The organism is Paenibacillus taiwanensis DSM 18679, assembly GCF_000425125.1.
GTDB classification, from domain to species: Bacteria; Bacillota; Bacilli; order Paenibacillales; family Paenibacillaceae; genus Paenibacillus_B; species Paenibacillus_B taiwanensis.
On the sequence record NZ_AULE01000023.1, the window covers coordinates 520182 to 542242 of the forward strand.

Consider the following 22061-nt stretch of genomic DNA (forward strand, 5'->3'; position numbering starts at 1 on the left):
AATGAAAATTATTATTATTGGTGGAAAGGGAACTGCAGTTAACATAGCTGATCATATAATTAACGCACAAAGAGTGCATGGGGAAACCATTGAATTTCTCGGATATGCCATAGACGATCCTTCATTAAAGGATTCTATCAATGGCCATCCAATTGTGTGCACGACTGATAAGTTACTTCATACCTTTGGACATTACTCTGATGTTAAATTTATTTTTTCTTTGTATAAACCGGAAAAAATGATAGAGCGAATCCAGCTTTTGAAAAGTTTTGGAATATCAGGCGACAAATTCTACACCTTTATACATCCAACTTCTTATGTATCAGAGCACGTTAAGTTAGGTATAGGTAATGTGGTTTTGTCTAATTGTTCCATCAATACTAATGTATCAATTGGAAATTATAATATTATTAACTCAAATGTTGTTATAGAGCATGATTCGAACATTGGGGATAATAACTTTATTTCTGCAGCTGCTTGTGTGGGGTCCAGTGTTGATATAAAGAATGGCTCGTTTATTGGGTTAAATTCCTCTATAAGAGAGAGGACAGTAATTCATAACTTTTCTTTTGTAGGTATCGGCTCAAATGTTTTGAAGGATGTGGATGCTGGAACTATAGTTTACGGCAACCCAGCTAAGGAGCGTAAAAATGATATTTGAGCCTAGAGCTTCAGCAATCATCTATAATCTTCTAAACAGTTATGAAGGAGATAAGGTCTTTTTAGTACCTGCAAATGTTTGTCCGATTGTATTGGTGACCTTTTTAAAAGCTAAGAAAAGATTCGAGCTCATTGACATATCTAATCAAACACTTTGTATGGATGAAGAAGTTGTACTGAGCAAGTTGAAGGATAACCCCAATAAGTATGCAGGTGTATTTTTTGTCAGAACTTTTGGTGTATCGGATTCATTTGAATATTTTTATGAAGAAATCAAAAGAGTGAATGAAAACTTTCTGATTATAGACGATCAATGTCTGTCTGCACCTCAATTGTACAAAGAAACAAATGCTGATGTGGTACTTTACAGTACAGGATATGCTAAAATAGTAGACTTGGGTTATGGTGGACTAGCCCAAATAAAGCCTAATGTCAGGTACAACAAAAGTGCGTTGAGTTTTGATGCACAAAGTCATGAACATATTATTAAAGAGTACAAAGATAGTATCGCTAATCATTCTATGTTTCGGTATAAAGATTGTGATTGGTTAGACAATACACAGGTTGTTTTTTCCCTGGAGCAATATCTTACATTAATTGAGCAAGCATATAAAACTAGTATTGAGGCAAAGAAAAAACTTAATAAAGTTTATTCAGAGAATCTCCCTCAGTGCATCCAGTTAGATTCTAAGTATCAACTTTGGAGATTTAATATTTTAATAAATAACAAAGAACAAATTTTAAATGATCTTTTTAGGAGCCAACTATTTGCTAGTTCACATTATGCATCACTCAGTGGGATTTTTAGTTTCGGGAAAGCGCCTAATGCAGAGAAGTTACATTCTAATATTCTTAATTTATTCAATGATCAAAACTATGATGAACAAAAGGCGTATAGAACTATTGATATTATTAATAAATATGTAAAAAGTTAGGAGAAAGACATGGCTACAGTTTCTGTCATCCAGTCAAACTATATCCCTTGGAAGGGTTATTTTGATATTATTAATGATTCAGAACTTTTTATCTTTCATGATGATTTACAATATACGAAAAATGATTGGCGCAATCGAAATAAAATTAAAAGCCATGCTGGTGCGAAATGGCTTACTATTCCTGTTGGCTCCAGAGAAGACAGGCTCATTGATGAAGTGCTGCTCCCAGCGACGAACTGGGGGCACAAGCATTGGAACGAAATTAAAATGTCGTACTCAAAAGCCCCATATTTCAAGAGCTACAAGGAGTTTTTTGAAGATGTTTATTTAGGACAAAGATGGAGCACTTTATCTGAGTTTAATCAATATTTAATAAAATATATCTCTCAGGAGTTTTTAGGAATAAAAACTCAATTTATTAATTCAAGTGAACTTAATATACCTGGAAAGAAATTAGACAAGTTAATCAATCTATTACAAAAAGTTGAGGCTAGTAAATACATTTCTGGTCCAGCTGCCAAAGATTATATTGATGAATCAAGATTTATTGAGGCAGGTATTAAATTAGATTACAAGGATTATTCAAATTATCCTGAATTTTTGCAACTACATCCTCCTTTTGAGCATTATGTATCTATTATTGATTTGTTATTTCATGCAGGTCCTGACTCCACCTATTTCATATGGGGATGGAGGGAAGATACGAATTGCAACTTAATATAAACTATTTATATTTAATATTAAGTGTTCTTTTTCAATCTTTTTCATTTGTATTTACTAAATTCGCAGCAATAGATATTGAACAAGATAGCTTTTTTTCATTACTAGTGAATCGATATTATTTAACGGCATTATTATGTTTATTGATTCAATCCGTATTTTGGCAAATAACACTTAGGAAAATTGATCTTTCTGTAGCGTATCCACTTACTGCAGTTAACAATTTACTCATTCTTATTTTCAGCTACTGTATTTTTAATGAACAGGTTAGTTTGAGTAATATTATTGGGGTGTCTATAATTATGATAGGTATAGCTGTTCAAAGTAAAAAGAGTGAGAATACATGATTATTGCACTTGTAATAATTTTAGTTGTAACAAACAGTGTTGCTCAAGTGTTTCTCAAATTAGGTGCTGTTCAAAATAAGTCAACTTTTTTGAAAATCATTAACCTTCACACTATAGTTGGATATTCGTTGTTCTTTTTGGCTACTCTATTATCTGTCTACTCATTGAAATTTATAAGTTTCAAAGAATTGACAGTTATCATTTCGTTGAATTATGTAGTTACACTCTTGTTGTCTATTTTAATTTTGAAGGAGAAGTTTACAGGGAGAAAAGTACTGTCGACCCTCCTTATTGTATTCGGGGTGATAGTTTTTAACTTATGAAAATTAAACGATTTTTATTTGGTCTATATTCATATTTGTTTAATTTATTTTATATTATTTTAGATTTGTTACCTCCGTTTATAAGACAAGTGCTCTTTAAAATTATGTTCAAGAAGTTTGGAAAAGATAATAATGTGGATTACAAAACATACTTTAGATATCCTTCAAAAATAAGATTAGGTAATAATGTATGGATTAATAGAGGGTGCCAAATATTTGGTTCTTTCCATATAAAAGATGCAGAAATTATTTTTGGTGATAATGTTGCATTAGGACCTAACGTTACTATTTTTTCAGCTTCTCATGACTATAAATACTTAAATCTCCCTGATACAGCTGGTTCTGTAATTATAAAGAACGATGTTTGGATTGGCGGAAATTCCACTATTCTACCGGGAGTTGTTTTAGGAGAAGGTTGTGTTATTGGAGCTGGCTCCGTTGTAACTAAAAGTATTCCGCCATACTGTATTGCGGTAGGAAATCCTGCTGTAGTTATTAAAAGGAGAGAAATCAATAATGATTCTATTTAATATCCCTGCTATAACTAATCATGAACAGTCATATATTCAGGAAGCTCTTATTGATGGTAAGCTTTCTGGTGACGGTCGGTTTACTAAAATGTCAAACGAGTGGATGGAGGGGAAATTTGATTCTGCAAAGGTATTGCTAACAACCTCCTGTACACATGCTTTAGAAATGGCAGCCATTCTAGCTGATATCAAAGAAGGTGACGAGGTAATAATGCCTTCGTACACTTTTGTTTCTACCGCTAATGCTTTTGTATTAAGGGGGGCAAAAATTGTTTTTGTAGATGTTCGTCCAGATACTATGAACTTAGACGAATCGTTAATAGAAGCTGCTATTACTCCAAAAACGAAAGCAATTGTACCCGTCCATTATGCAGGCGTCGCTTGTGAGATGGATAAGATTATGGAGCTGGCAAATAAGTACGACTTGATTGTAATTGAAGATGCTGCTCAAGGAGTCATGAGTCAATACAAGGGCCGTCATTTGGGGGCAATTGGACATCTTGGTTGCTACAGTTTCCATGAAACTAAAAACTATAATTGTGGCGAAGGAGGAGCTTTATTAGTCAACTATGAGAATTACATAGAACGGGCGGAAATTATACGTGAAAAGGGAACGGATCGTTCTAGGTTTTTCAGAGGACAAGTAGATAAATATACATGGGTTGATATTGGTTCTTCCTATTTACCTAGTGAGATTAATGCAGCATTTCTATACGCTCAGTTAGAAAAGGCAGAAGAGATTAATAACAATCGTTTAGAAAGCTGGGATAGATACTATTTAGGTCTTGAGGAGCTTAAGATTAAAGGATACATTAAATTGCCTACCGTCCCTGAAGGGTGTACTCATAACGCTCACATGTTTTATATTAAATGCGGCTCTTTAGATGAGAGAACAAGATTAATGAAGTATTTAAAGGATGAGGGTATTCAATCCGTATTCCACTATGTTCCTTTACATTCTTCTGAAGCTGGAATGAGATTCGGACATTTCCATGGCGAAGATAGATATACAACAGTTGAAAGTGAAAAGCTATTAAGATTACCGCTATATTACAATATTTCACGAAATGATATTGATAGAGTTGTAGAGAGTATCAAGAAGTTCTATATTTAAAATAATCCGTAAGGAAGTGACGATGTGAAAGGTATTATTTTAGCAGGTGGTACAGGATCAAGATTATACCCATTAACAAAGGTTACTAATAAGCATTTATTGCCAGTCGGAAAATATCCGATGATATTCCACTCTGTGAATAAATTGAAGCAAGCTGGTATACAAGACATTCTTATTGTCACGGGTAAAGAGCATATGGGGGATGTTGTAAACCTGCTTGGCAGTGGTCGCGAAATGGGAGTATGCTTTACTTATAAAGTGCAGGATGAGGCTGGTGGAATCGCACAAGCACTTGATCTTGCAGAACATTTTGTAGGCAATGATCAAATTGTGGTTATTTTAGGCGACAATGTTTTTGAAGATGACATTTCTGATTATGTTTCAAGCTTCCAAGTACAAAAGGACGGGGCAAAAATCTTGCTACAAGAGGTCCATGATCCTCAACGCTACGGCGTTGCTGAGTTAGCAGGCAACAATATTGTCTCTATTGAAGAAAAGCCAAAGCAACCTAAAAGTAATTTTGCTGTAACTGGAATCTATATGTTTGATAGCAAAGTATTTGATATTATAAAAACGTTAAAGCCATCAGGACGTGGAGAATTGGAAATTACGGATGTAAATAACGCATATATTGAACGTAATGAGTTAACATTTGATGTTTTGAATGGTTGGTGGACGGATGCAGGTACACATGCCTCTTTACAGCGTGCAAATGAACTGGCGAAAGAATTAACATTCAGTGAAGAGTTTGGGAAATTAAAACTATAAGGAGGCATAGGGATGCTTGTCACTCCTTTATCATTGAGCGGTGCTTTATTAGTTGAACCAAAAGTGTTTGGAGACACTAGAGGATTCTTTATGGAGAGTTACAACAGTGAACTATTTGCTCAGCATGGAATAGACACGGTTTTTATTCAAGACAATCATGCTCTTTCAGTAGAGGCTGGTGTATTAAGGGGGTTGCATTATCAGCTTAATCCCAAGGCACAAACCAAGCTTGTTAGAGTGACATCCGGTGCTATTTATGATGTTATTGTAGATATTAGAAAGAACTCTATTACCTATGGGAAATGGGTAGGTGTTATTTTAAGCGAGCATAACAAGCGACAGTTGCTTGTTCCTCAGGGCTTTGCGCATGGTTATTGTACCCTTGTTCCTAATACTGAGGTTCAATATAAAGTAGATGCTCTTTATGCACCTGACTACGACCGGGGAATATGTTGGGGTGATCCGCAGTTGGGGATTGACTGGCCTGTTTCATTTCCTATTTTGTCAGATAAAGATCAGCATCATCCTACATTAATTGATGCTGATAATAATTTTGAGTAGGAGGTAATATCGTGAAATTACTTGTAACGGGCGGAGCTGGATTTATCGGAAGCAACTTCGTCATGTATATGTTAAATAAATACCCTGATTATAATATTATAAATGTAGACGCGCTTACCTATGCTGGAAACCTAGAAAATCTTCAAAGTGCACAAGCGAATAGTAACTATTCTTTTGTAAAGGCAGATATTGCAGACGCTAATGCTATGGAGGTTATCTTTAAGCAAGGGATTGATATTGTTGTTAATTTTGCAGCAGAATCTCATGTAGATCGCTCGATTTTGGAGCCTGAGATTTTTGTGAAAACAAATGTTATGGGGACGCAAGTACTTCTTGATGCTGCAAAAAATTATGGGGTGTCCAAATTTGTCCAAGTATCAACTGATGAAGTATATGGCACTTTGGGTGAAACAGGTTTGTTCACAGAGGAGACACCACTTGCTCCTAACAGTCCATACTCTTCTAGTAAGGCAGGGGGAGATCTTCTAGTTCGCGCGTATCATGAGACTTTCGGATTGCCTATTAATATTACACGTTGTTCAAATAACTACGGCCCATATCAATTTCCAGAGAAGCTAATTCCTCTTATCATCGCTAATGCTCTTGATAACAAGGAACTTCCTGTCTATGGGGATGGTCTAAATATACGTGATTGGTTGTTTGTTGAGGATCATTGTAGTGCAATTGATTTGGTTATTCATAATGGCGTGAACGGTGAGGTATACAACGTCGGCGGAAATAATGAACGCACTAATATTCATATCGTTAAGACCATCTTACAGGAGTTGAATAAACCAGAATCTTTGATTAAATATGTTAAGGATCGTCCAGGACACGATCGACGCTATGGTATCGATGCTTCAAAAATTACTCAACAATTGGGATGGAAGCCTAAACATAATTTTGAAACAGGCATCAAGGAAACTATACGTTGGTATCTTGATAATCAAGCATGGTGGGAACGAATTCAATCAGGTGAATATCAGGCTTATTATAAACAACAATATGGAAATCGCTAGGATGACTATATGAAAATATTAGTAACCGGGGCAAATGGACAATTAGGAAGAGATGTTGTCAATCTATTGTTACGTCAAGGACATGAGGTCTTTGGACCGACTCGAAATGAACTGGATATTACGGACCAGATACAATGCGGTTTTATTATTAGCAAAATAAAACCGGACGTTGTAGTTCATTGTGCAGCCTATACGGCTGTAGATAAGGCAGAAAGTGATTGTGTCACAGCTTTCCAAGTAAATGCTAATGGAACCCGTAATCTTGCGGTCCTTGCTGAGAAATGTAATTTTAAATTGTGTTACGTGAGTACTGACTATGTGTTTGATGGGAAATCTTCTGTACCTTATCTTGAGTATGATTCTACTAATCCTGTCACGATATATGGCAAGTCAAAAAGAGCTGGAGAGATAATGGTACAAACACTTAGTTCTCGGTACTTTATTGTAAGGACATCTTGGGTATACGGGCTATATGGGAATAACTTTGTCAAAACTATGCTTAAACTGGGTACAGAACGAAATGAGATCAAAGTGGTTTCAGATCAACTTGGCTCTCCCACGTTGACAATTGATCTTGCTAGATTTATTGCAGAACTTATACCTACGGAAAAATATGGAATTTACCACGCTTCTAATCAGGGACAGTGTTCGTGGTTCGAATTTGCACAAGCTATTTTTGATGAAGCAGGTATGAAACAAGTTTCACTTCTTCCTTGCTCGACTGAAGAGTTTCCACGTCCTGCACCAAGACCAGCGTACTCTGTTATGGAACATTTGGCCATTAGAACAAATGGATTAACGGACCTGCCTGAATGGAGGAGTTCGTTAAAAACATTCATTGGGCATTACTGTAATTAAAAAATGGCTAGGCCCTAGTGCTTAGCCATTTTTTAATTATGCTAATATTCTATTATGTTAAACATGTGTCTGAGATTCCGTAATTTATAAGGAGGGGCTATGGATTTATCTATCATTATTGTAAACTATAATACTTGTGAGCTCACTCAAAACTGTCTAGATTCAATATACAAGTCTGTTACCAACTATAGTTACGAAGTTATATTAATCGACAATGCTTCGAAAGATGGATCTGTTGAAATGCTTCGTGATTATAGTAACACTATGAAATTAATTGAGAACAGAGGAAATTTAGGTTTTTCCAAAGCTAACAATCAGGGTATTAAAATTGCTCAAGGTCGTCATATCCTCCTACTCAACTCGGATACTATTGTCCAACCAGATACTTTTGATATTATGGTCCGTTTCATGGATGACAACCCGAAGGTTGGTACATCGGGTTGCAAAGTCATTCTTCCTGATGGTAAGTTAGACAAGGCATGTAAACGTGGATTTCCTACCCCTTCAGCAACCTTCTATTATGTTTCGGGGTTAGCTAAGGTGTTTCCCAAGAATCCACGTATTAACGCTTATCATCGTGGAGATCTAGATGAAGATCAGCCCACTCCAATAGATTGTCTTATTGGTGCATTTATGCTAGTCCGCCGTGAAGCAATAGATCAGGTTGGAATGTTAGATGAATCTTTCTTTATGTACGGGGAGGATGTGGACTGGTGTTACCGAATAAAAGAAGCAGGCTGGGTGAACTATTACTACCCATTGACGCATATTGTTCATTATAAAAGGGCCAGCAGTCGAAACAAACCCTATAAAATTACGTATGAGTTCCATAGGGCGATATATGTCCTTTATAATAAACATTTTCGTAAACAATACGCTTGGTGGATAAATTCCCTAATGTATATTGGAATGACAGGAAAGCTGGCTGTAGCACTAACCATGAATACCCTTTCTAAGGGATTAAATCTATTTAAGTCACGCTAAGCAGATAAATATGTCAGATATCAGACTCTTTTAGAAAATATTAACTTACTCCTTATACTTAAGTTTATTTTCCGGTATACTAGGGTGAGAATATTGAATAATAAAGGATAGAGGTTGACATGATTCGTAAAAATCAAAGGTTTTTGTCGAAACTCTATATGCTATTTGATATATTATGTATCTTGGTTGCATTTGGAGCGGCTTGGTGGGTAAAGTTCATAAGTAATTACTTGGATGGCGATTCAGCACTTCCGTATTCGACCTATGTGATGTGGGGCGTGATATATGGAGTCATAGTTCTTGCTATTGGCTCGATGTCTTCATTGTACTCCTTTCATCGGAAGAAACGATTTGCGGATGAGGTAATACGCATTTTACAAACACACGGCATCAGTTTATTTATCCTCCTTGGTATGCTGTTTTTCTTTAAGCAAATTCATATTTCACGCGAATTTCTAGCGGTGTTTATTATGATTTCTGCTATGCTTACCGTTATTTATCGTTATTCTGTGAAGGTGATATTACGCTCGGCTCGCCAGAAAGGTTTTAATAAGCAATTCATTCTCATACTTGGGGCAGGAACTTTAGGCAAGAAATTCTATAGTAATTTAAGGAATTATCCTGAAATGGGATATGATGTAGTAGGATTTCTGGATGATCAAGCAACCTGGGATGTGCAAGAGGAGTGCAAGTTTAAACCAATCCTTGGTACATTAAATGATTTAGAGAATCTGTTGTCCGAATGTCTTGTAGATGAAGTTATCATCGCACTACCATTGGACGCGCATCATAAGTTCGCAAGTATCATTAATACGTGTGAAAAAGCTGGCGTACGTACACTTATCATTCCGGACTTTTTTGATTATTTACCATCGCGTCCGTACTTCGATAATTTTGCTGGTATGCCTATGATTAACGTCCGTGATATCCCACTTGATGTGATGCGCAACCGAGTTTTTAAGCGTACCTTTGATATTGTATTTGCAATACTAGCCATTGTTATCACTTCGCCTGTATTGCTGTTAGTCTCTCTAGGAATTAAGCTAACTTCACCGGGCCCGATCATTTTCAAGCAGGAGCGAGTCGGCTTGAATCGGCGCAACTTTAATATGTATAAATTCCGTTCGATGAAAGTGAGCTCGGAAGAGACCTCGGATACGGTATGGACAACAGAGAATGACCCGCGCAAGACGAGATTTGGCAGTTTTCTACGGAAGACAAGTCTGGATGAATTGCCGCAGTTCTTTAATGTACTGTTTGGTCACATGAGTGTAGTGGGGCCACGGCCGGAGCGTCCGTTCTTTGTGGAGCAATTTAAGGAAGAGATTCCGAAGTATATGGTGAAGCATCATGTACGTCCTGGTATTACAGGCTGGGCACAGAGTAATGGTTTAAGAGGCGATACTTCAATTGAGGAGCGGATTCGCCTAGATATTTTCTACATCGAGAATTGGTCCTTATTATTTGATATTAAGATTATTTGGAAGACGATATGGAATGGCTTTATAAATAAGAATGCGTATTAATTATAGTATGGAAGTATAAAAGCAGACACTAACTCCCCACACTAAGAATAATATTGTATGGGGAGTTGATGTTTGATGCAGCGTATGCGTGATGAGTGGGAGCAAGATTCGAGTTCTACCGGGCGTGGATGGTTAAACGGTCTGCTGATAGGTGGCGTGTTGTGGATTATCATCATAATGTGTACTCGTTGGTTATGAAGTTGATAATCCTTTGTTTATAAAAGGAGTAGATATACAGAGCCTCTTCTTGCGTGACAAGAAGGGGTTCTTTTTGTACAATGGACAAGAACGTACATTCGTAGTTACACAGAAACCACCTATTCCAATATACCTTCATTGACACCCCCTTTCCGCTGGCTTAGACTTATTCTGTTAGGCCCATCATATGGGCTATTGGTCAGCGCTTGTATGCGCTGGAGCGTGAGATGTATATACAGAGAGTGGAGGAACTGAAGTGGCGGCTTCCGCAAATGGAATGAGTGCAATTCATGATATACAGTTAAGACAATGGAAACATGTATTTAAGCTTGATCCGGACAAAGAGATTGACGATGAGTGTCTGGAGCGGATATGTATGTCCGGTTCTGATGCCATTATGGTTGGAGGATCAAGTGGAGTTACATTTGAGAACACAGTGGACCTGATGGCGCGCGTTCGCAGATTTGCACTGCCTGTGGTACAGGAGGTATCCGATCTGGATGCGGTCGTACCCGGTTTTGACGCGTACTTTATCCCAATGGTGATGAATACAACGAGCACGGATTGGTTAGTAGGCCAGCATAAGCGTGCGATTGAACAATACGAATATATGATGCCGTGGGAAATGATTATTCCAGAGGGGTATATTATTTTGAATCCGGAGGCAACAGCGGCGAAAGTAAGTCAGGCGAATGCAACACTGACAGCGAAGGAAGCAGCGGCGTACGCGCATATTGCGGACAAGCTGATGCGTCTGCCTGTTATATATGCAGAGTACAGCGGGATGTTTGGCGACATGGACACAGTTATGCAGATTAAGAAGGCGGCAAGTCAGGCGCATGTGATTTATGGCGGTGGTATTCGAACTGTGGAGCAGGCTAGGCTGGCTGCGCAAGCTGCGGATACGATTGTGGTAGGTAATGTGGTGTATGAGGATTTGGAGGCGGCTCTTGCTACTGTTGGGGCTGTCAAGGCGAGCCAATAGAGGGTTTAAATGTAATGTCAGCAGTAACATCTCACATGGCTGTGTTGTCGTTTTTTACAGAAGAGTCCTTATTAATGGGCTTGGTATGAAGTGTTCATGATAAACACGAAACATAGGTGATATTTTTTTAAGGAACTCCAATTGAATGTGTGATGAGATTTTGGGGACACAATATTTGTTATTTGCTCTTCATGGTGAGTTTCAGGCAATCAGGCAATGGAGTTCTTTTTAAGGTTATTTGGTGGATATTCATGATGATTTATGGATCGTTATTCTAAATATTAGGTAGGGAAGGAGCTTGCGGACTTATGTTTGAATTTCTGGAATCAGCGGATGAGGGGAAGAAGCCTGCGAAGATGGCGACGGACATTCATGAGGCGATTAAGAGGCTGAACCGTGAGCAGCGGCGAGCGGTCGAGGCGACGGAAGGGCCATTGCTTATTATGGCGGGAGCGGGCTCAGGCAAGACACGGGTGCTGACGCACCGTATTGCTTACTTGATCGCCACACGTAAGGCGGCGCCGTGGAGCATTTTGGCGATTACATTTACAAATAAAGCATCACGTGAGATGCAGGAGCGTGTTGCCAAGTTAGTTGGGCCAGAAGGTCAAGATATTTGGGTGTCTACGTTCCACTCCATGTGCGTCCGCATATTACGTCGAGATATTGAGCGAATCGGATTTTCTTCCAACTTTACGATTTTGGATTCCTCGGATTCCTTATCGGTTATTCGCGGCATTATGAAGGAACAGAATATAGATACGAAAAAGTTTGATCCGAAAGCTGTACAAGCAACGATTAGCACCGCAAAAAACGAACTGGTCACACCTAAGCGATTTGAAGAGAAGATCGGCGATTATTTTGAAGGACTTGTATCAAAAGTATATACGCAGTATCAGAAGCGGCTCCGTTCGAATAATGCACTTGATTTTGACGATATCATTATGAAGACAACACAGCTGTTTAAGGACGAGCCTGAAGTGTTGGACTTCTATCAGAAGAAATTTAAATATATTCATGTTGACGAGTATCAGGATACGAACCGTGCGCAGTACATGCTGTGTCGTATGTTAGCGGATCAGCATCGCAATATTTGTGTAGTAGGCGATAGCGATCAATCGATTTATCGTTGGCGGGGGGCGGATATTACGAATATCCTCAATTTTGAAGAGGATTACCCGAACGCAACGACGATTATGCTGGAGCAGAATTATCGATCCACTGCAAATATTTTGAACGCGGCGAACCAGGTGATTCAGAACAATACGGGACGGAAACCTAAGAAACTATGGACGGACAGTGGTGAAGGCAATCCGATTAAAGTGTACCAAGCAGATACAGAGCATGATGAGGGTTACTTTGTAACAGCCGAAATCAAGAAAAATCAAATGAGCGGCAAATCGTACAGCCAGCATGCGATTTTGTATCGGACAAATGCTCAGTCTCGTGTAATCGAGGAAATTCTCATCAAATCCGAAATCCCTTACCAAATTGTAGGCGGAATTAAGTTCTACGATCGCAAAGAGATTAAAGACGTGCTCGGTTACTTAAGATTAATTTCCAACCCTGACGACGATATTAGTTTGGAGCGGATTGTAAATGTACCAAAACGAGGGATTGGTGCGACTACAATTGCCAAGCTGGCAGAAGCGGCATCAGAGAGGGGCACGTCGATTATGAAAGTGATTTGCGACATGGATTTGCTTGATATTGCGCCGCGCACGAAGGGCACACTTCGCGAATTTTATAGCATGATCGATAGTCTGAATAAGATGCAGGAATTTGTCTCTGTAACAGAGTTGACGGAAAAGACGTTGGAACTGTCTGAGTATAAGCTTGAGTTACAACGTGAGAATACGTTGGAGTCCAAAGCTCGCATGGAAAATATCGACGAGTTCCTGTCGGTGACACAAGAGTTTGAGCAGCGTAATGAGGACCGATCGTTAGTATCCTTCCTGACGGATCTAGCACTTATTGCCGACATCGATTCCATGAACGATGCAGAGGACGAGGAACAGACCGACTCGGTCATTTTGATGACGATGCACAGTGCCAAGGGGCTGGAGTTTCCTGTTGTGTTTATTATCGGCATGGAGGAAGGGGTATTCCCGCATAGCCGAGCGTTTACGGACAACGAGGAGTTGGAGGAAGAACGGCGCCTAGCCTATGTTGGCATTACGCGGGCGGAGCAGCAGCTGTTTTTGACGTCAGCGCGCACGCGGACTTTGTTTGGACGGACAAATGCGAATCCGTCGTCCCGTTTCTTAGGCGAGATTCCTGATGAGCTGAAAGAAGATGTATCGCCATCTGGTGGGCGTTACGGGAGCTTTGACCGTTACGGCCGGCAAGCCGCGTCCGCAGGTTATGGTGGGCGCGGGCTTGGCTACAGTGGTGCTGGCGGTGGATCAGCCGCTGGTACGGCGCCTGGCAGTATGGCCTATGGCACGGCAGGCCAAGCGTCGGGGAGCGCGGCTGCACGCAGCTCTGCGGGCACATTTGGCGGTGCGATGCGCCCTGCCGGAGCGGGAGCAGCAGGTGCGAGCCGTGTGACGGTTTCCACCCCGCTAGATAAGGCTAAACAAGCGGGCAGCAGTGATGCAAGCTTTCAGGCCGGCGACAAGGTGTCTCACGGCAAGTGGGGGATTGGCGTAATCGTATCCGTCAAAGGAACAGGCACAGATACCGAACTGCAAATCGCTTTCCCTGCTCCAGTCGGAGTGAAACGTCTGTTGGCTACGTTTGCGCCAGTTACAAAGGTTTGATCTTTGATTAGGGTTTGGATAATATCAAATAACTTGTGTGTAGACTCAATCGTTGGATCCGACTACACTTGTTTATTGTGTTCTTATGCTCCAGACCATAACGGATAAAGTGTACAAATCGTATACGTACGCCCGACAAGGATTCCGATACAATTCCGATTCGAATGAAGTAGACCACGCTCGTCATGGCAATCATAACTGATACAAGCCATGTGCGGGCGTGTTACATATGAAGACAAGTCGAGCTACAGAAATAATCAATAGAATTGTCCGCCTATCTGGTTAACAATTTTAACAAAGACCTGTAGAAACACGAACCATCTTAATAGACTTAATTATGAGGAAAGGGGCATGCCCATACATGACTAACCAAGCAGCCTCCGCTGAACAGCAAGCTCGCATTCAGGAGCTTATAACCGAGCTAAACCGATACAACTACCATTACTACACGCTCGACAAGCCCATTGCAAGTGATAAGGAGTACGATATGCTCTATGATGAGCTTGTAACACTCGAGCAGGAGACAGGTGTTGTGCTGCCTAACTCACCTACGCAGCGGGTTGGTGGCGAACTGCTGAACGGATTTGACCCGCACCGACATCTTGCGCGCCTGTGGAGCTTGGACAAAGCTCAAAATGAAGGGGATTTACAAGCCTGGTACCAGCGTGTCGTGAAGCTAATTGCAGACTATAATACTAAAAATCCTGACGTAACACCGCTGCCAGATCCTCATTTTGTCGTAGAGCTGAAGTTTGATGGTCTTACACTAAATTTGACTTACAGCAACGGTGAACTTGTGCAAGCAGCAACTCGCGGCAACGGTTCCATTGGAGAGTCCATCCTTCCGCAAGTGAAGACGATTCGCTCTGTACCACTGACCATTCCGTATACAGCTGGAACACTTGAGATTCAAGGCGAAGGAATTATGAACCTATCCGTGCTGGAAGCTTATAACCAGACAGCAGCCGAGCCGCTCAAAAATGCACGCAACGCCGCCGCAGGCGCTCTGCGTAATTTGAATCCTAAGGTGACGGCGACACGGAAGCTAAACGCGTTTTTCTATAACGTTGGTTATACGGATGATTTGACGTTTGACACCCATCAAGAGATGATGCAATTTCTGCGCGACAACGAGTTCAAAGTTAACCCGTATGTGACTTACTTCAGTACGATTGACGAGGTCAAAGCGGAATTGCAGCGTGTTCAGGAGCAACGGGCTTCATTGGATTATTTAATCGACGGAGCTGTCGTCAAGCTGACAGACATGCGGACTCGCGAAGTGTTGGGGTATACCGACAAGTTCCCGCGTTGGGCCGTAGCCTTTAAGTTTGAAGCAGAAGAGACAACAACTGTGTTGGAAAGTGTCAGCTGGGAAGTCGGACGTACTGGCAAAATTACACCAGTCGCACGTGTTGAAGCGGTGGAGTTGGCCGGAGTTACCGTACAGAACTGTACACTAAACAATATAGGGGATATTGAACGCAAAAACTTAAAGTTTGCCTTGGGGTCCCGCGTATTTATACGCCGTTCCAATGATGTTATTCCTGAAATTTTGGGCAAGGTTACAGATGAGCAGGATGGTCAAGAAATTGTATGTCCAACGCAATGTCCGTCTTGCGGCTCAAATTTGGAAATGCGTGGAGCACATTTGTTCTGCAACAATAAACTTGGCTGCAAACCACAAATCGTAGCAAGACTAGCTCACTTTGCATCCCGTGACGCGATGGATATTGAGACATTTAGTGTGATGACAGCAGAGCAGTTGTACGACGAAGTGGAAGTTCGTGATCCGGCTGATCTATACGCGCTGACGTTCGAGCAGCTTGTAGCCTTAAACCGCTTTGGTGAGAAGAAAGCGAACAATTTGCTGCAGTCGCTGGAGGCAAGTAAGACACGGGAGTTGTCCTCCTTCTTGTTTGCGCTTGGCATTCCGAACACAGGTAAGACTACGACGCGTGCGCTCGCTGAGCATTATCTTAGCTTGGAGGGTGTGATGGGAGCCACGACAGAAGAACTGATGGGACTTCAAGATGTGGGTGCAATTGTAGCAGACAGCATCGTAAGTTACTTTGCCGATCCGTTAAATCGGGCAAGTGTGGAGAAGATGCTTGCACTAGGCGTTGCTCCACAAAGCGAGGAGCCGAAGGCGCCAGTTAACACGGATTCGATCTTCTTTGGCAAAACGGTAGTCCTCACAGGGACGCTGCACCAACTTACACGTGATGATGCTACTGCTAAGCTGGAAGCTTGCGGGGCAAAGGTAACAGGAAGTGTGTCCAAGAAGACAGATCTTGTGATCGCAGGGGAAAAGGCAGGCAGCAAGCTGGCTAAGGCTGAGCAGTTAGGCATCCCAACCATTACGGATGAAAATGAGTTTGTTCGTTTGTTAAATGAAGCGTTGGGCGGTCAAGGTTAATGATTGCTGCTCATGTCATAAAATAACGATAGTCATTTGGGAGTTAACATGGGTGCGCAAGTGCGAGGCAGCTCAGAGTCGCTTCGCTTTGCGAGCTCAGGAACCTTCCCTAAAAAAGTACAGCACAACAGCCCCATTCCAAGTGAAATGGGGCTGCTCGCGTTGCACCCTACAATAGAACCTGACCAGCTTTAAACACGGCTAACATAGGCTATCGAGCCTGGTTCATGTTCACCGTTTACAGCAGGGACGATATTTGTACGCTTTTTTCCAAACATCGCTTAGCTTTTAGGCACAATCAGCAACCAGAATTTATGGGGTACACCTTATGTTAACGAAGATATAGGACGTACCTCACATTGTTGCTAAAGGCTAAATAGTAAAGGTAAATAAGATTCACCACTGGAATAATAAGCAGAATGATTTCAAGTCCGCTCCGGGCGAATGCCTTTATAAATTTGTACATCAAATAAATACTAGCCACAACGTTAACAAAAGGAATTATAAGGAGCAGAAGGAACCATAAGCTCTCCTGTGCCACCCGAATAACCAGTATGATGTTTAGTATAGGAACAAAAGCAAACCAGGACTTGTCGTATCCTGCTTTATTGCCAAGTACATAATAGGGGACTGTCCCAAGCAAGTAAAATACCAAATAAAAAACGATGGAAAACAAACCCCAGCCTAATCCCAGTACGCCGTTCTCATAGAAGTTATACATCCGATCACTCCTTTGTTATATCGTGCTCATCGTCTACCTTTCGGGCAGCTAAGCATCAGCACATATGAGGGATATATTAGAGTATGGCGGCATAACGACTTTCATGACCTTGTTGTGTATAGTATAGGCTGGCTGAAAATCTCATTATTTTATTAACGACGTAAAATAATGGCGCTCATCGCTTCAACTGAGATCGACACCTTGCTGTTTTGAGCCACAATAGACGTTCCCGAAACTTCATTAAGCCATTCACCTGCAGTGAGCAGCAGTTGAATAGTGCGCCGACGGGGGCTGTTATTGAGTACCACGATCACATGATGCTGTTCGTCAGCACGCTCATATGCGATGACACGATCATTTTCCTTTGCATACAAGAAGCGGAAGCTGCCGGCGCGAAGCGCCGTATATTTATGTCTAAGCGCAATCGTGTCTTTATAATGCTGGAGCAGCTCTTGATCCTGCTTCGTTTCATCCCACTCCATACATTTGCGGCAGTCAGGGTCGTTGCCCCCGTCCAGTCCGACTTCGTCTCCATAGTAAATACACGGTGTCCCCAAAAAAGTCAGTTGGAACAAAGAAGCCAACTTTAACTTACGTTTGTCCCCACCGCATAGCGTCAGTAATCGAGCAGTGTCGTGGCTGTCGAGCAGGTTAAACATCACTTCATTTGCCTGCTGCGGATAAAGGGCCAATTGATGCTCGATCGCCTGCTTAAATTGCAGGCCGTCGATGTTGCTGTCTGCAAAGAAATCGTGCATCGCATACGTAAACGGGTAATTCATGACGGCATCAAATTGATCGCCTTGCAGCCACATCATGCCTTCGTGGAACATTTCACCGAGAATGTATGCTTCTGGATTTACCGCTTTTACTGTCTGCCGGAATTCGCGCCAAAATTGATGATCGACTTCATTGGCTACGTCAAGACGCCAGCCGTCAATGCCGACTTCTTCAATCCAGTAACGGGCAACTTCAAGCAAATATTGCTTAACTGCTGGTTGCTCCGTATTTAATTTTGGCATCATCGGTGTAAAAGCAAACGTATCAAAGGTAGGAATGCCGTCAATGACCGTCAGCGGAAACTGGCGGACATGGAACCAATCTTTGTAGATGGAAGCTTCCCCTTTCTCCAGCACGTCAACGTAAGGTTCAAACGTATATCCGCAATGATTAAATACAGCATCCAGCAGCACTCGAATACCTCTGCGATGGCATGCATCTACTAGTTCCTTGAGCTTATCGTTAGACCCAAAGTGAGGGTCCACTTTCATGTAATCTTTTGTGTCGTATTTATGATTGGTCGTTGCTGCAAATATCGGGGTAAAATAAATAGCCGTAACCCCTAGCTTCACTAGATGGTCAAGATGGTCGATGACCCCTTGCAGGTCGCCTCCAAAATAATTGTCCGGTGTCGGCTCGCCTCCCCAAGACTGCACGCCTTCAGGGTCGTTACTTGTATCGCCGTTTGCAAAGCGCTCCGGAAATATTTGATAAAAGACGGCATCCTTCACCCAAGCGGGTGGAGTAAACACGTCAGCAGGGTTCAGAAACGGATACTCGAACCAGCTTTTAGTTGGTGTGGGTACATCCTTTTGAAAACCGCGTTCGGTCATCCATATTTCCTCTGTCGCAGCTTCTAGCTTAAATACATACGCGAGTCGACGGAAGGTGGGAACCGTTTCTGCCTGCCAATAGTCAAATAAATCATCTTGATACAGGCGCGTCATGGATATAGGAGTTGTCTTTTCCATACCTTCCCAGCATTCAAATTTGTCACCATAATATACAGTTACACGTTTAACATCGTCTTTTTTCGTGCGGATGCGTACATGAATGGTTTTGCAATCATAAGCATAGGCCCAATTTTGTTTCGGGCGATGGTAGATAGCTTCTAGCAGCATGATTTGATATCTCCTTTGATGTAGGAAAGTGAATGAAAGACAAAGGCCGTGCGGTTTATGGCTAGCATTCATTTATTGACAAGGCTACTCGAACTATTCGGCAGGTACTTGCACCGAATCGCGCCATATGAGTTGATGCGGAATAATGATGCGGGCCTGCTCGAAACCCTCTCCCTTAATACGCTGCACAAGAGCTTGCACAGCCGATTGGCCCATCTGGTAAGTACCTATGTCCACGCTTGAGATTTGCGGCAAACACATTTGTGCTAACGACGTATTGTTAAAGCCGACTACGCTGCATTCCTCAGGAACACGCAAACCGTTATTCCACAGGGTACGAATAATGCTAAATGCCATCACGTCATCCGTCGTAATAATAGCGGTTGGGCGTGTTGCTAACGATAAAATGTGCTTGGTAATTTGGGCGGCCGATTCTGGTGTGAATGCACTCTCATATACATAATCACGATCAAACGGTATACCAGCTTCCAACAGAGCCTTGCTGAATCCGTCCAGTCGATCTTTGGACACGGTCAAATCAAATGGACCACTCACAAAGGCGATGCGACGATGCCCTAGGCTAATAAGATGACGAGTAATCGCTTGTGATGCAGCAATGTTGTCGTTATCAACTGAGGTTATGTCGCTAAAGTCCTCACTGCGCCCTACGAGTACAAACGGAAACTTTTCCTCGCGCAGAAAGGAGATATTGACATCATCCTTATGTGAGGCTAGCAAAATAATACCGTCCACGTTACGACCGCGCACTAATCGCTCTACCGCCTTGAGCTCTTCCTCTGCATTGGAACCCGTTGTCATCAAAATATCGTAATGAATGGAGGCGGCTTTAGCCACCATACCGCGTATAATTTCCGAGAAAAACTGATTCTGGAACAATTCATCAGCAGGACGAGGAAGAACAATTCCGATATTGTGTGTTGTGTTTGTAACTAGGCTTTTGGCTAGCATATTCGGGTGATAGCCGAGTTCATCCATCACCTTGCGTACTTTGCGGCTAGTCTTCTGACTGATCCGTGAATCATTCGAAATGACACGGGAAACTGTAGAAGGGGATACACCGGCTTGTTCGGCTACATGTACAATCGTTACTGCCATTCGTAAGACCTCACTTAACTAGAACTATTCCGATTATGTGTCACAGTATAGAGGATAAAAAATTTTTGTGCAAACGGTTTACAAATAATATGGCACTGTGTATAATTCGATTTAGGCGTAACCGCTTACAACTCAAGTCACAGCAAGGACTTATTTTTTTAATTATTTGTGCAAAGGTTTGCATAAACTAATGAGATATATATCACGTTTGTCATTATTGTTGCCTTTGCGCGCGTTATTCCACACCATGAACCAGAACCGAAAGGGGCAGTAAAGAAGATGAAGAAATGGGTAGCAATGCTGGTGTCAGTCATGATGGTATTTACAATTACGGCATGTTCATCTAGCGGAAGCAATTCCACTCCGGCGGAGACGGGTACGTCTTCAGAAACAACAGATCAGGCAGCAGCTTCAAACGAAGAGTTGAAGCCTGAGGATGGCGCAAATCTAATCGTATGGGAAAGCAAAGAGGCTCGTCCTTTTGTAGAGGCAATTGCAAAGGAGTTTACTGCTAAATACAACGTCCCGGTTAAATACGAGGAAGTAGCCGCTCCTGACCAAGTAAACAAGCTCGTAAATGATGGTCCGGCCGGCATTGCAGCAGATGTTGTTGTGTTCCCGCACGATAATTTAGGCAAGGCGGTAACAGCTGGATTGATTTTGCCAAATGATTTCCACGAAGAGCAGACACGTGCACAGAACTCCGAACTGGCAGTTAACGCAGCTTCCTTTGACGGTGTTCTGTATGGCTACCCGCGTTCCGTAGAGACGCTAATCATGTTCTACAACAAGGATCTGGTTCCGGAAGCGCCTAAGACAATGGAAGAAGTTATCGAGTTGTCCAAAAAGATGAATGACGTAAAAAACAAGAAGTACACCTATATGTGGGAGATCGGTAACTTCTACTACGATTACATGTTCCTCGCCTCAACAGGTGGTTACGTATTTGGCAATAACGGCAGTGACAAAGCCGATATTGGCTTAAACAACGAAGGAGCGATTAAAGGAGCATCGTTCTTGCAGCAGTTCGCCAAACAAGTGCTTCCACTTACGACTTCTGATGTTACAGGTGACGTTAAGAAAGGTCTCTTTACGAGCGGACAATTGGCTTTGAATATTGATGGTCCGTGGGCTATTCCAGACTTGAAAGCATCCGGCATTAATTTGGGCGCAGCGCCGATTCCTGGCATTGAAGGTCAACCGTCCAAGACATTCTCTGGTGTGAAAGCTTGGTACGTCAACTCGTACTCGAAATATCCTAACGCTGCAAAGCTGTTTGCTGAATTTGCTTCAACTAAAGATGCGCAGTTGAAAAACTATGAAATGACAGGTGTAGTTCCTTCTAATAAAGATGCGGCAGCAGACAGTAAAGTAGCGGGTGATCCGTTTACAGTAGCTGTGCTGGAGCAGTTCAAAAATTCTTATCCAATGCCTGCGATTCCAGAAATGGGAAGTGTGTGGAGTCCGATGGCTGCTGGCTTGGCAGACGTACTAAATAAGGGCAAAGACCCGAAAGCAGCACTTGATAATGCCGTACAACAAATCAAAGATGCTGTGAAGTAAAAGAGATAGAGAGAGGGCCCGGGGGAGTGATCTACGCTTGCCCGGGTCGTTTAA

21 protein-coding genes are annotated in these 22061 nt (G+C 41.8%); 18 read left to right on the forward strand and 3 right to left on the reverse strand.

Annotated features, from left to right (window positions below):
* Position 1 precedes the first annotated feature (1 nt).
* From H509_RS0104390 to H509_RS27495, 17 genes are all read left to right on the forward strand, one after another.
* Positions 2–661, forward strand: a complete 660-nt coding sequence (locus H509_RS0104390; RefSeq protein ID WP_028544003.1) for an acetyltransferase — start codon at positions 2–4, stop codon at positions 659–661.
* Complete coding sequence (locus H509_RS0104395) at positions 651–1595, forward strand: hypothetical protein (RefSeq protein ID WP_028544004.1); 945 nt, start codon at positions 651–653, stop codon at positions 1593–1595. The genes H509_RS0104390 and H509_RS0104395 overlap by 11 nt, the downstream gene beginning before the upstream one ends.
* Before the next feature lie 9 nt (positions 1596–1604).
* Entirely contained in the window at positions 1605–2318 is a 714-nt protein-coding gene (locus tag H509_RS0104400; protein ID WP_028544005.1) for a WbqC family protein, read from the forward strand.
* Complete coding sequence (locus tag H509_RS28730) at positions 2285–2662, forward strand: DMT family transporter (RefSeq protein WP_169450848.1); 378 nt, start codon at positions 2285–2287, stop codon at positions 2660–2662. Before H509_RS0104400 ends, H509_RS28730 begins: the two co-directional genes overlap by 34 nt.
* Positions 2659–2985, forward strand: a complete 327-nt coding sequence (locus H509_RS28735; protein WP_028544006.1) for an EamA family transporter — start codon at positions 2659–2661, stop codon at positions 2983–2985. Before H509_RS28730 ends, H509_RS28735 begins: the two co-directional genes overlap by 4 nt.
* On the forward strand, positions 2982–3515 hold the full coding sequence (locus H509_RS26645) for an acyltransferase (protein WP_051286803.1): 534 nt from the start codon (positions 2982–2984) through the stop codon (positions 3513–3515). Before H509_RS28735 ends, H509_RS26645 begins: the two co-directional genes overlap by 4 nt.
* Positions 3502–4629: a dTDP-4-amino-4,6-dideoxygalactose transaminase gene (gene rffA, locus H509_RS0104415; protein ID WP_028544007.1), complete on the forward strand. Its 1128-nt coding sequence runs from the start codon at positions 3502–3504 to the stop codon at positions 4627–4629. Before H509_RS26645 ends, rffA begins: the two co-directional genes overlap by 14 nt.
* 24 nt (positions 4630–4653) lie before the next feature.
* Positions 4654–5397 carry a sugar phosphate nucleotidyltransferase gene (locus tag H509_RS0104420; protein WP_028544008.1) on the forward strand — a complete coding sequence of 248 codons (744 nt, stop codon included), beginning with the start codon at positions 4654–4656 and terminating at the stop codon, positions 5395–5397.
* A 12-nt stretch (positions 5398–5409) separates the two neighbouring features.
* Positions 5410–5958, forward strand: a complete 549-nt coding sequence (rfbC, locus tag H509_RS0104425; protein WP_028544009.1) for a dTDP-4-dehydrorhamnose 3,5-epimerase — start codon at positions 5410–5412, stop codon at positions 5956–5958.
* An 11-nt stretch (positions 5959–5969) separates the two neighbouring features.
* Positions 5970–6977 carry a dTDP-glucose 4,6-dehydratase gene (gene rfbB / locus H509_RS0104430; protein WP_028544010.1) on the forward strand — a complete coding sequence of 336 codons (1008 nt, stop codon included), beginning with the start codon at positions 5970–5972 and terminating at the stop codon, positions 6975–6977.
* A gap of 9 nt (positions 6978–6986) precedes the next feature.
* Positions 6987–7835 carry a dTDP-4-dehydrorhamnose reductase gene (gene rfbD, locus H509_RS0104435; RefSeq protein WP_028544011.1) on the forward strand — a complete coding sequence of 283 codons (849 nt, stop codon included), beginning with the start codon at positions 6987–6989 and terminating at the stop codon, positions 7833–7835.
* A 99-nt stretch (positions 7836–7934) separates the two neighbouring features.
* The gene (locus H509_RS0104440; RefSeq protein ID WP_028544012.1) at positions 7935–8819 is read left to right on the forward strand and encodes a glycosyltransferase family 2 protein; all 885 of its coding nucleotides are present in this window, start codon (positions 7935–7937) and stop codon (positions 8817–8819) included.
* A gap of 119 nt (positions 8820–8938) precedes the next feature.
* Positions 8939–10345, forward strand: coding sequence for an undecaprenyl-phosphate glucose phosphotransferase (locus tag H509_RS0104445; RefSeq protein ID WP_028544013.1), 1407 nt, complete (start codon positions 8939–8941; stop codon positions 10343–10345).
* A 475-nt stretch (positions 10346–10820) separates the two neighbouring features.
* A complete protein-coding gene (pcrB, locus tag H509_RS0104455; protein ID WP_036696229.1) occupies positions 10821–11528 on the forward strand; it encodes a heptaprenylglyceryl phosphate synthase in 708 nt (235 codons plus the stop codon).
* A gap of 308 nt (positions 11529–11836) precedes the next feature.
* Positions 11837–14290 (forward strand): DNA helicase PcrA, encoded by a 2454-nt coding sequence (pcrA, locus tag H509_RS0104460; RefSeq protein ID WP_028544015.1) that lies wholly within the window; start codon positions 11837–11839, stop codon positions 14288–14290.
* A gap of 361 nt (positions 14291–14651) precedes the next feature.
* Positions 14652–16706: an NAD-dependent DNA ligase LigA gene (gene ligA, locus H509_RS0104465; RefSeq protein ID WP_028544016.1), complete on the forward strand. Its 2055-nt coding sequence runs from the start codon at positions 14652–14654 to the stop codon at positions 16704–16706.
* Positions 16707–16742: 36 nt separating this feature from the next.
* Complete coding sequence (locus tag H509_RS27495; RefSeq protein WP_211234304.1) at positions 16743–16901, forward strand: hypothetical protein; 159 nt, start codon at positions 16743–16745, stop codon at positions 16899–16901.
* Between the two features lie 136 nt (positions 16902–17037).
* Here H509_RS27495 and H509_RS0104470 read toward each other — a convergent pair whose 3' ends face one another.
* The 3 genes from H509_RS0104470 to H509_RS0104480 all read right to left on the reverse strand — a co-directional run bounded on the left by H509_RS0104470 (position 17038) and on the right by H509_RS0104480 (position 20444).
* Entirely contained in the window at positions 17038–17427 is a 390-nt protein-coding gene (locus tag H509_RS0104470) for a DUF5684 domain-containing protein (RefSeq protein ID WP_028544017.1), read from the reverse strand.
* 152 nt (positions 17428–17579) lie between these two features.
* Positions 17580–19328, reverse strand: coding sequence for an alpha-glycosidase (locus tag H509_RS0104475; RefSeq protein WP_028544018.1), 1749 nt, complete (start codon positions 19326–19328; stop codon positions 17580–17582).
* Positions 19329–19421: 93 nt separating this feature from the next.
* Positions 19422–20444, reverse strand: a complete 1023-nt coding sequence (locus H509_RS0104480) for a LacI family DNA-binding transcriptional regulator (protein ID WP_028544019.1) — start codon at positions 20442–20444, stop codon at positions 19422–19424.
* 279 nt (positions 20445–20723) lie between these two features.
* On the opposite strand from H509_RS0104480, the gene H509_RS0104485 reads away from it, so the two are divergent.
* A complete protein-coding gene (locus H509_RS0104485; protein ID WP_028544020.1) occupies positions 20724–22007 on the forward strand; it encodes a sugar ABC transporter substrate-binding protein in 1284 nt (427 codons plus the stop codon).
* The last annotated feature ends 54 nt before the right edge of the window (positions 22008–22061 follow it).

Excerpts from the sequence above, each read along its gene's own strand:
- H509_RS0104390 (WP_028544003.1), top strand. The coding sequence starts at position 2 with ATGAAAATTATTATTATTGGTGGAAAGGGAACTGCAGTTAACATAGCT.
- H509_RS0104395 (WP_028544004.1), top strand. The coding sequence starts at position 651 with ATGATATTTGAGCCTAGAGCTTCAGCAATCATCTATAATCTTCTAAAC.
- H509_RS0104400 (WP_028544005.1), top strand. The coding sequence starts at position 1,605 with ATGGCTACAGTTTCTGTCATCCAGTCAAACTATATCCCTTGGAAGGGT.
- H509_RS28730 (WP_169450848.1), top strand. The coding sequence starts at position 2,285 with ATGGAGGGAAGATACGAATTGCAACTTAATATAAACTATTTATATTTA.
- H509_RS28735 (WP_028544006.1), top strand. The coding sequence starts at position 2,659 with ATGATTATTGCACTTGTAATAATTTTAGTTGTAACAAACAGTGTTGCT.
- H509_RS26645 (WP_051286803.1), top strand. The coding sequence starts at position 2,982 with ATGAAAATTAAACGATTTTTATTTGGTCTATATTCATATTTGTTTAAT.
- rffA (WP_028544007.1), top strand. The coding sequence starts at position 3,502 with ATGATTCTATTTAATATCCCTGCTATAACTAATCATGAACAGTCATAT.
- rfbC (WP_028544009.1), top strand. The coding sequence starts at position 5,410 with ATGCTTGTCACTCCTTTATCATTGAGCGGTGCTTTATTAGTTGAACCA.
- rfbD (WP_028544011.1), top strand. The coding sequence starts at position 6,987 with ATGAAAATATTAGTAACCGGGGCAAATGGACAATTAGGAAGAGATGTT.
- H509_RS0104440 (WP_028544012.1), top strand. The coding sequence starts at position 7,935 with ATGGATTTATCTATCATTATTGTAAACTATAATACTTGTGAGCTCACT.
- H509_RS0104445 (WP_028544013.1), top strand. The coding sequence starts at position 8,939 with ATGATTCGTAAAAATCAAAGGTTTTTGTCGAAACTCTATATGCTATTT.
- pcrB (WP_036696229.1), top strand. The coding sequence starts at position 10,821 with ATGAGTGCAATTCATGATATACAGTTAAGACAATGGAAACATGTATTT.
- pcrA (WP_028544015.1), top strand. The coding sequence starts at position 11,837 with ATGTTTGAATTTCTGGAATCAGCGGATGAGGGGAAGAAGCCTGCGAAG.
- ligA (WP_028544016.1), top strand. The coding sequence starts at position 14,652 with ATGACTAACCAAGCAGCCTCCGCTGAACAGCAAGCTCGCATTCAGGAG.
- H509_RS0104470 (WP_028544017.1), bottom strand. The coding sequence starts at position 17,427 with ATGTATAACTTCTATGAGAACGGCGTACTGGGATTAGGCTGGGGTTTG.
- H509_RS0104475 (WP_028544018.1), bottom strand. The coding sequence starts at position 19,328 with ATGCTGCTAGAAGCTATCTACCATCGCCCGAAACAAAATTGGGCCTAT.
- H509_RS0104480 (WP_028544019.1), bottom strand. The coding sequence starts at position 20,444 with ATGGCAGTAACGATTGTACATGTAGCCGAACAAGCCGGTGTATCCCCT.
- H509_RS0104485 (WP_028544020.1), top strand. The coding sequence starts at position 20,724 with ATGAAGAAATGGGTAGCAATGCTGGTGTCAGTCATGATGGTATTTACA.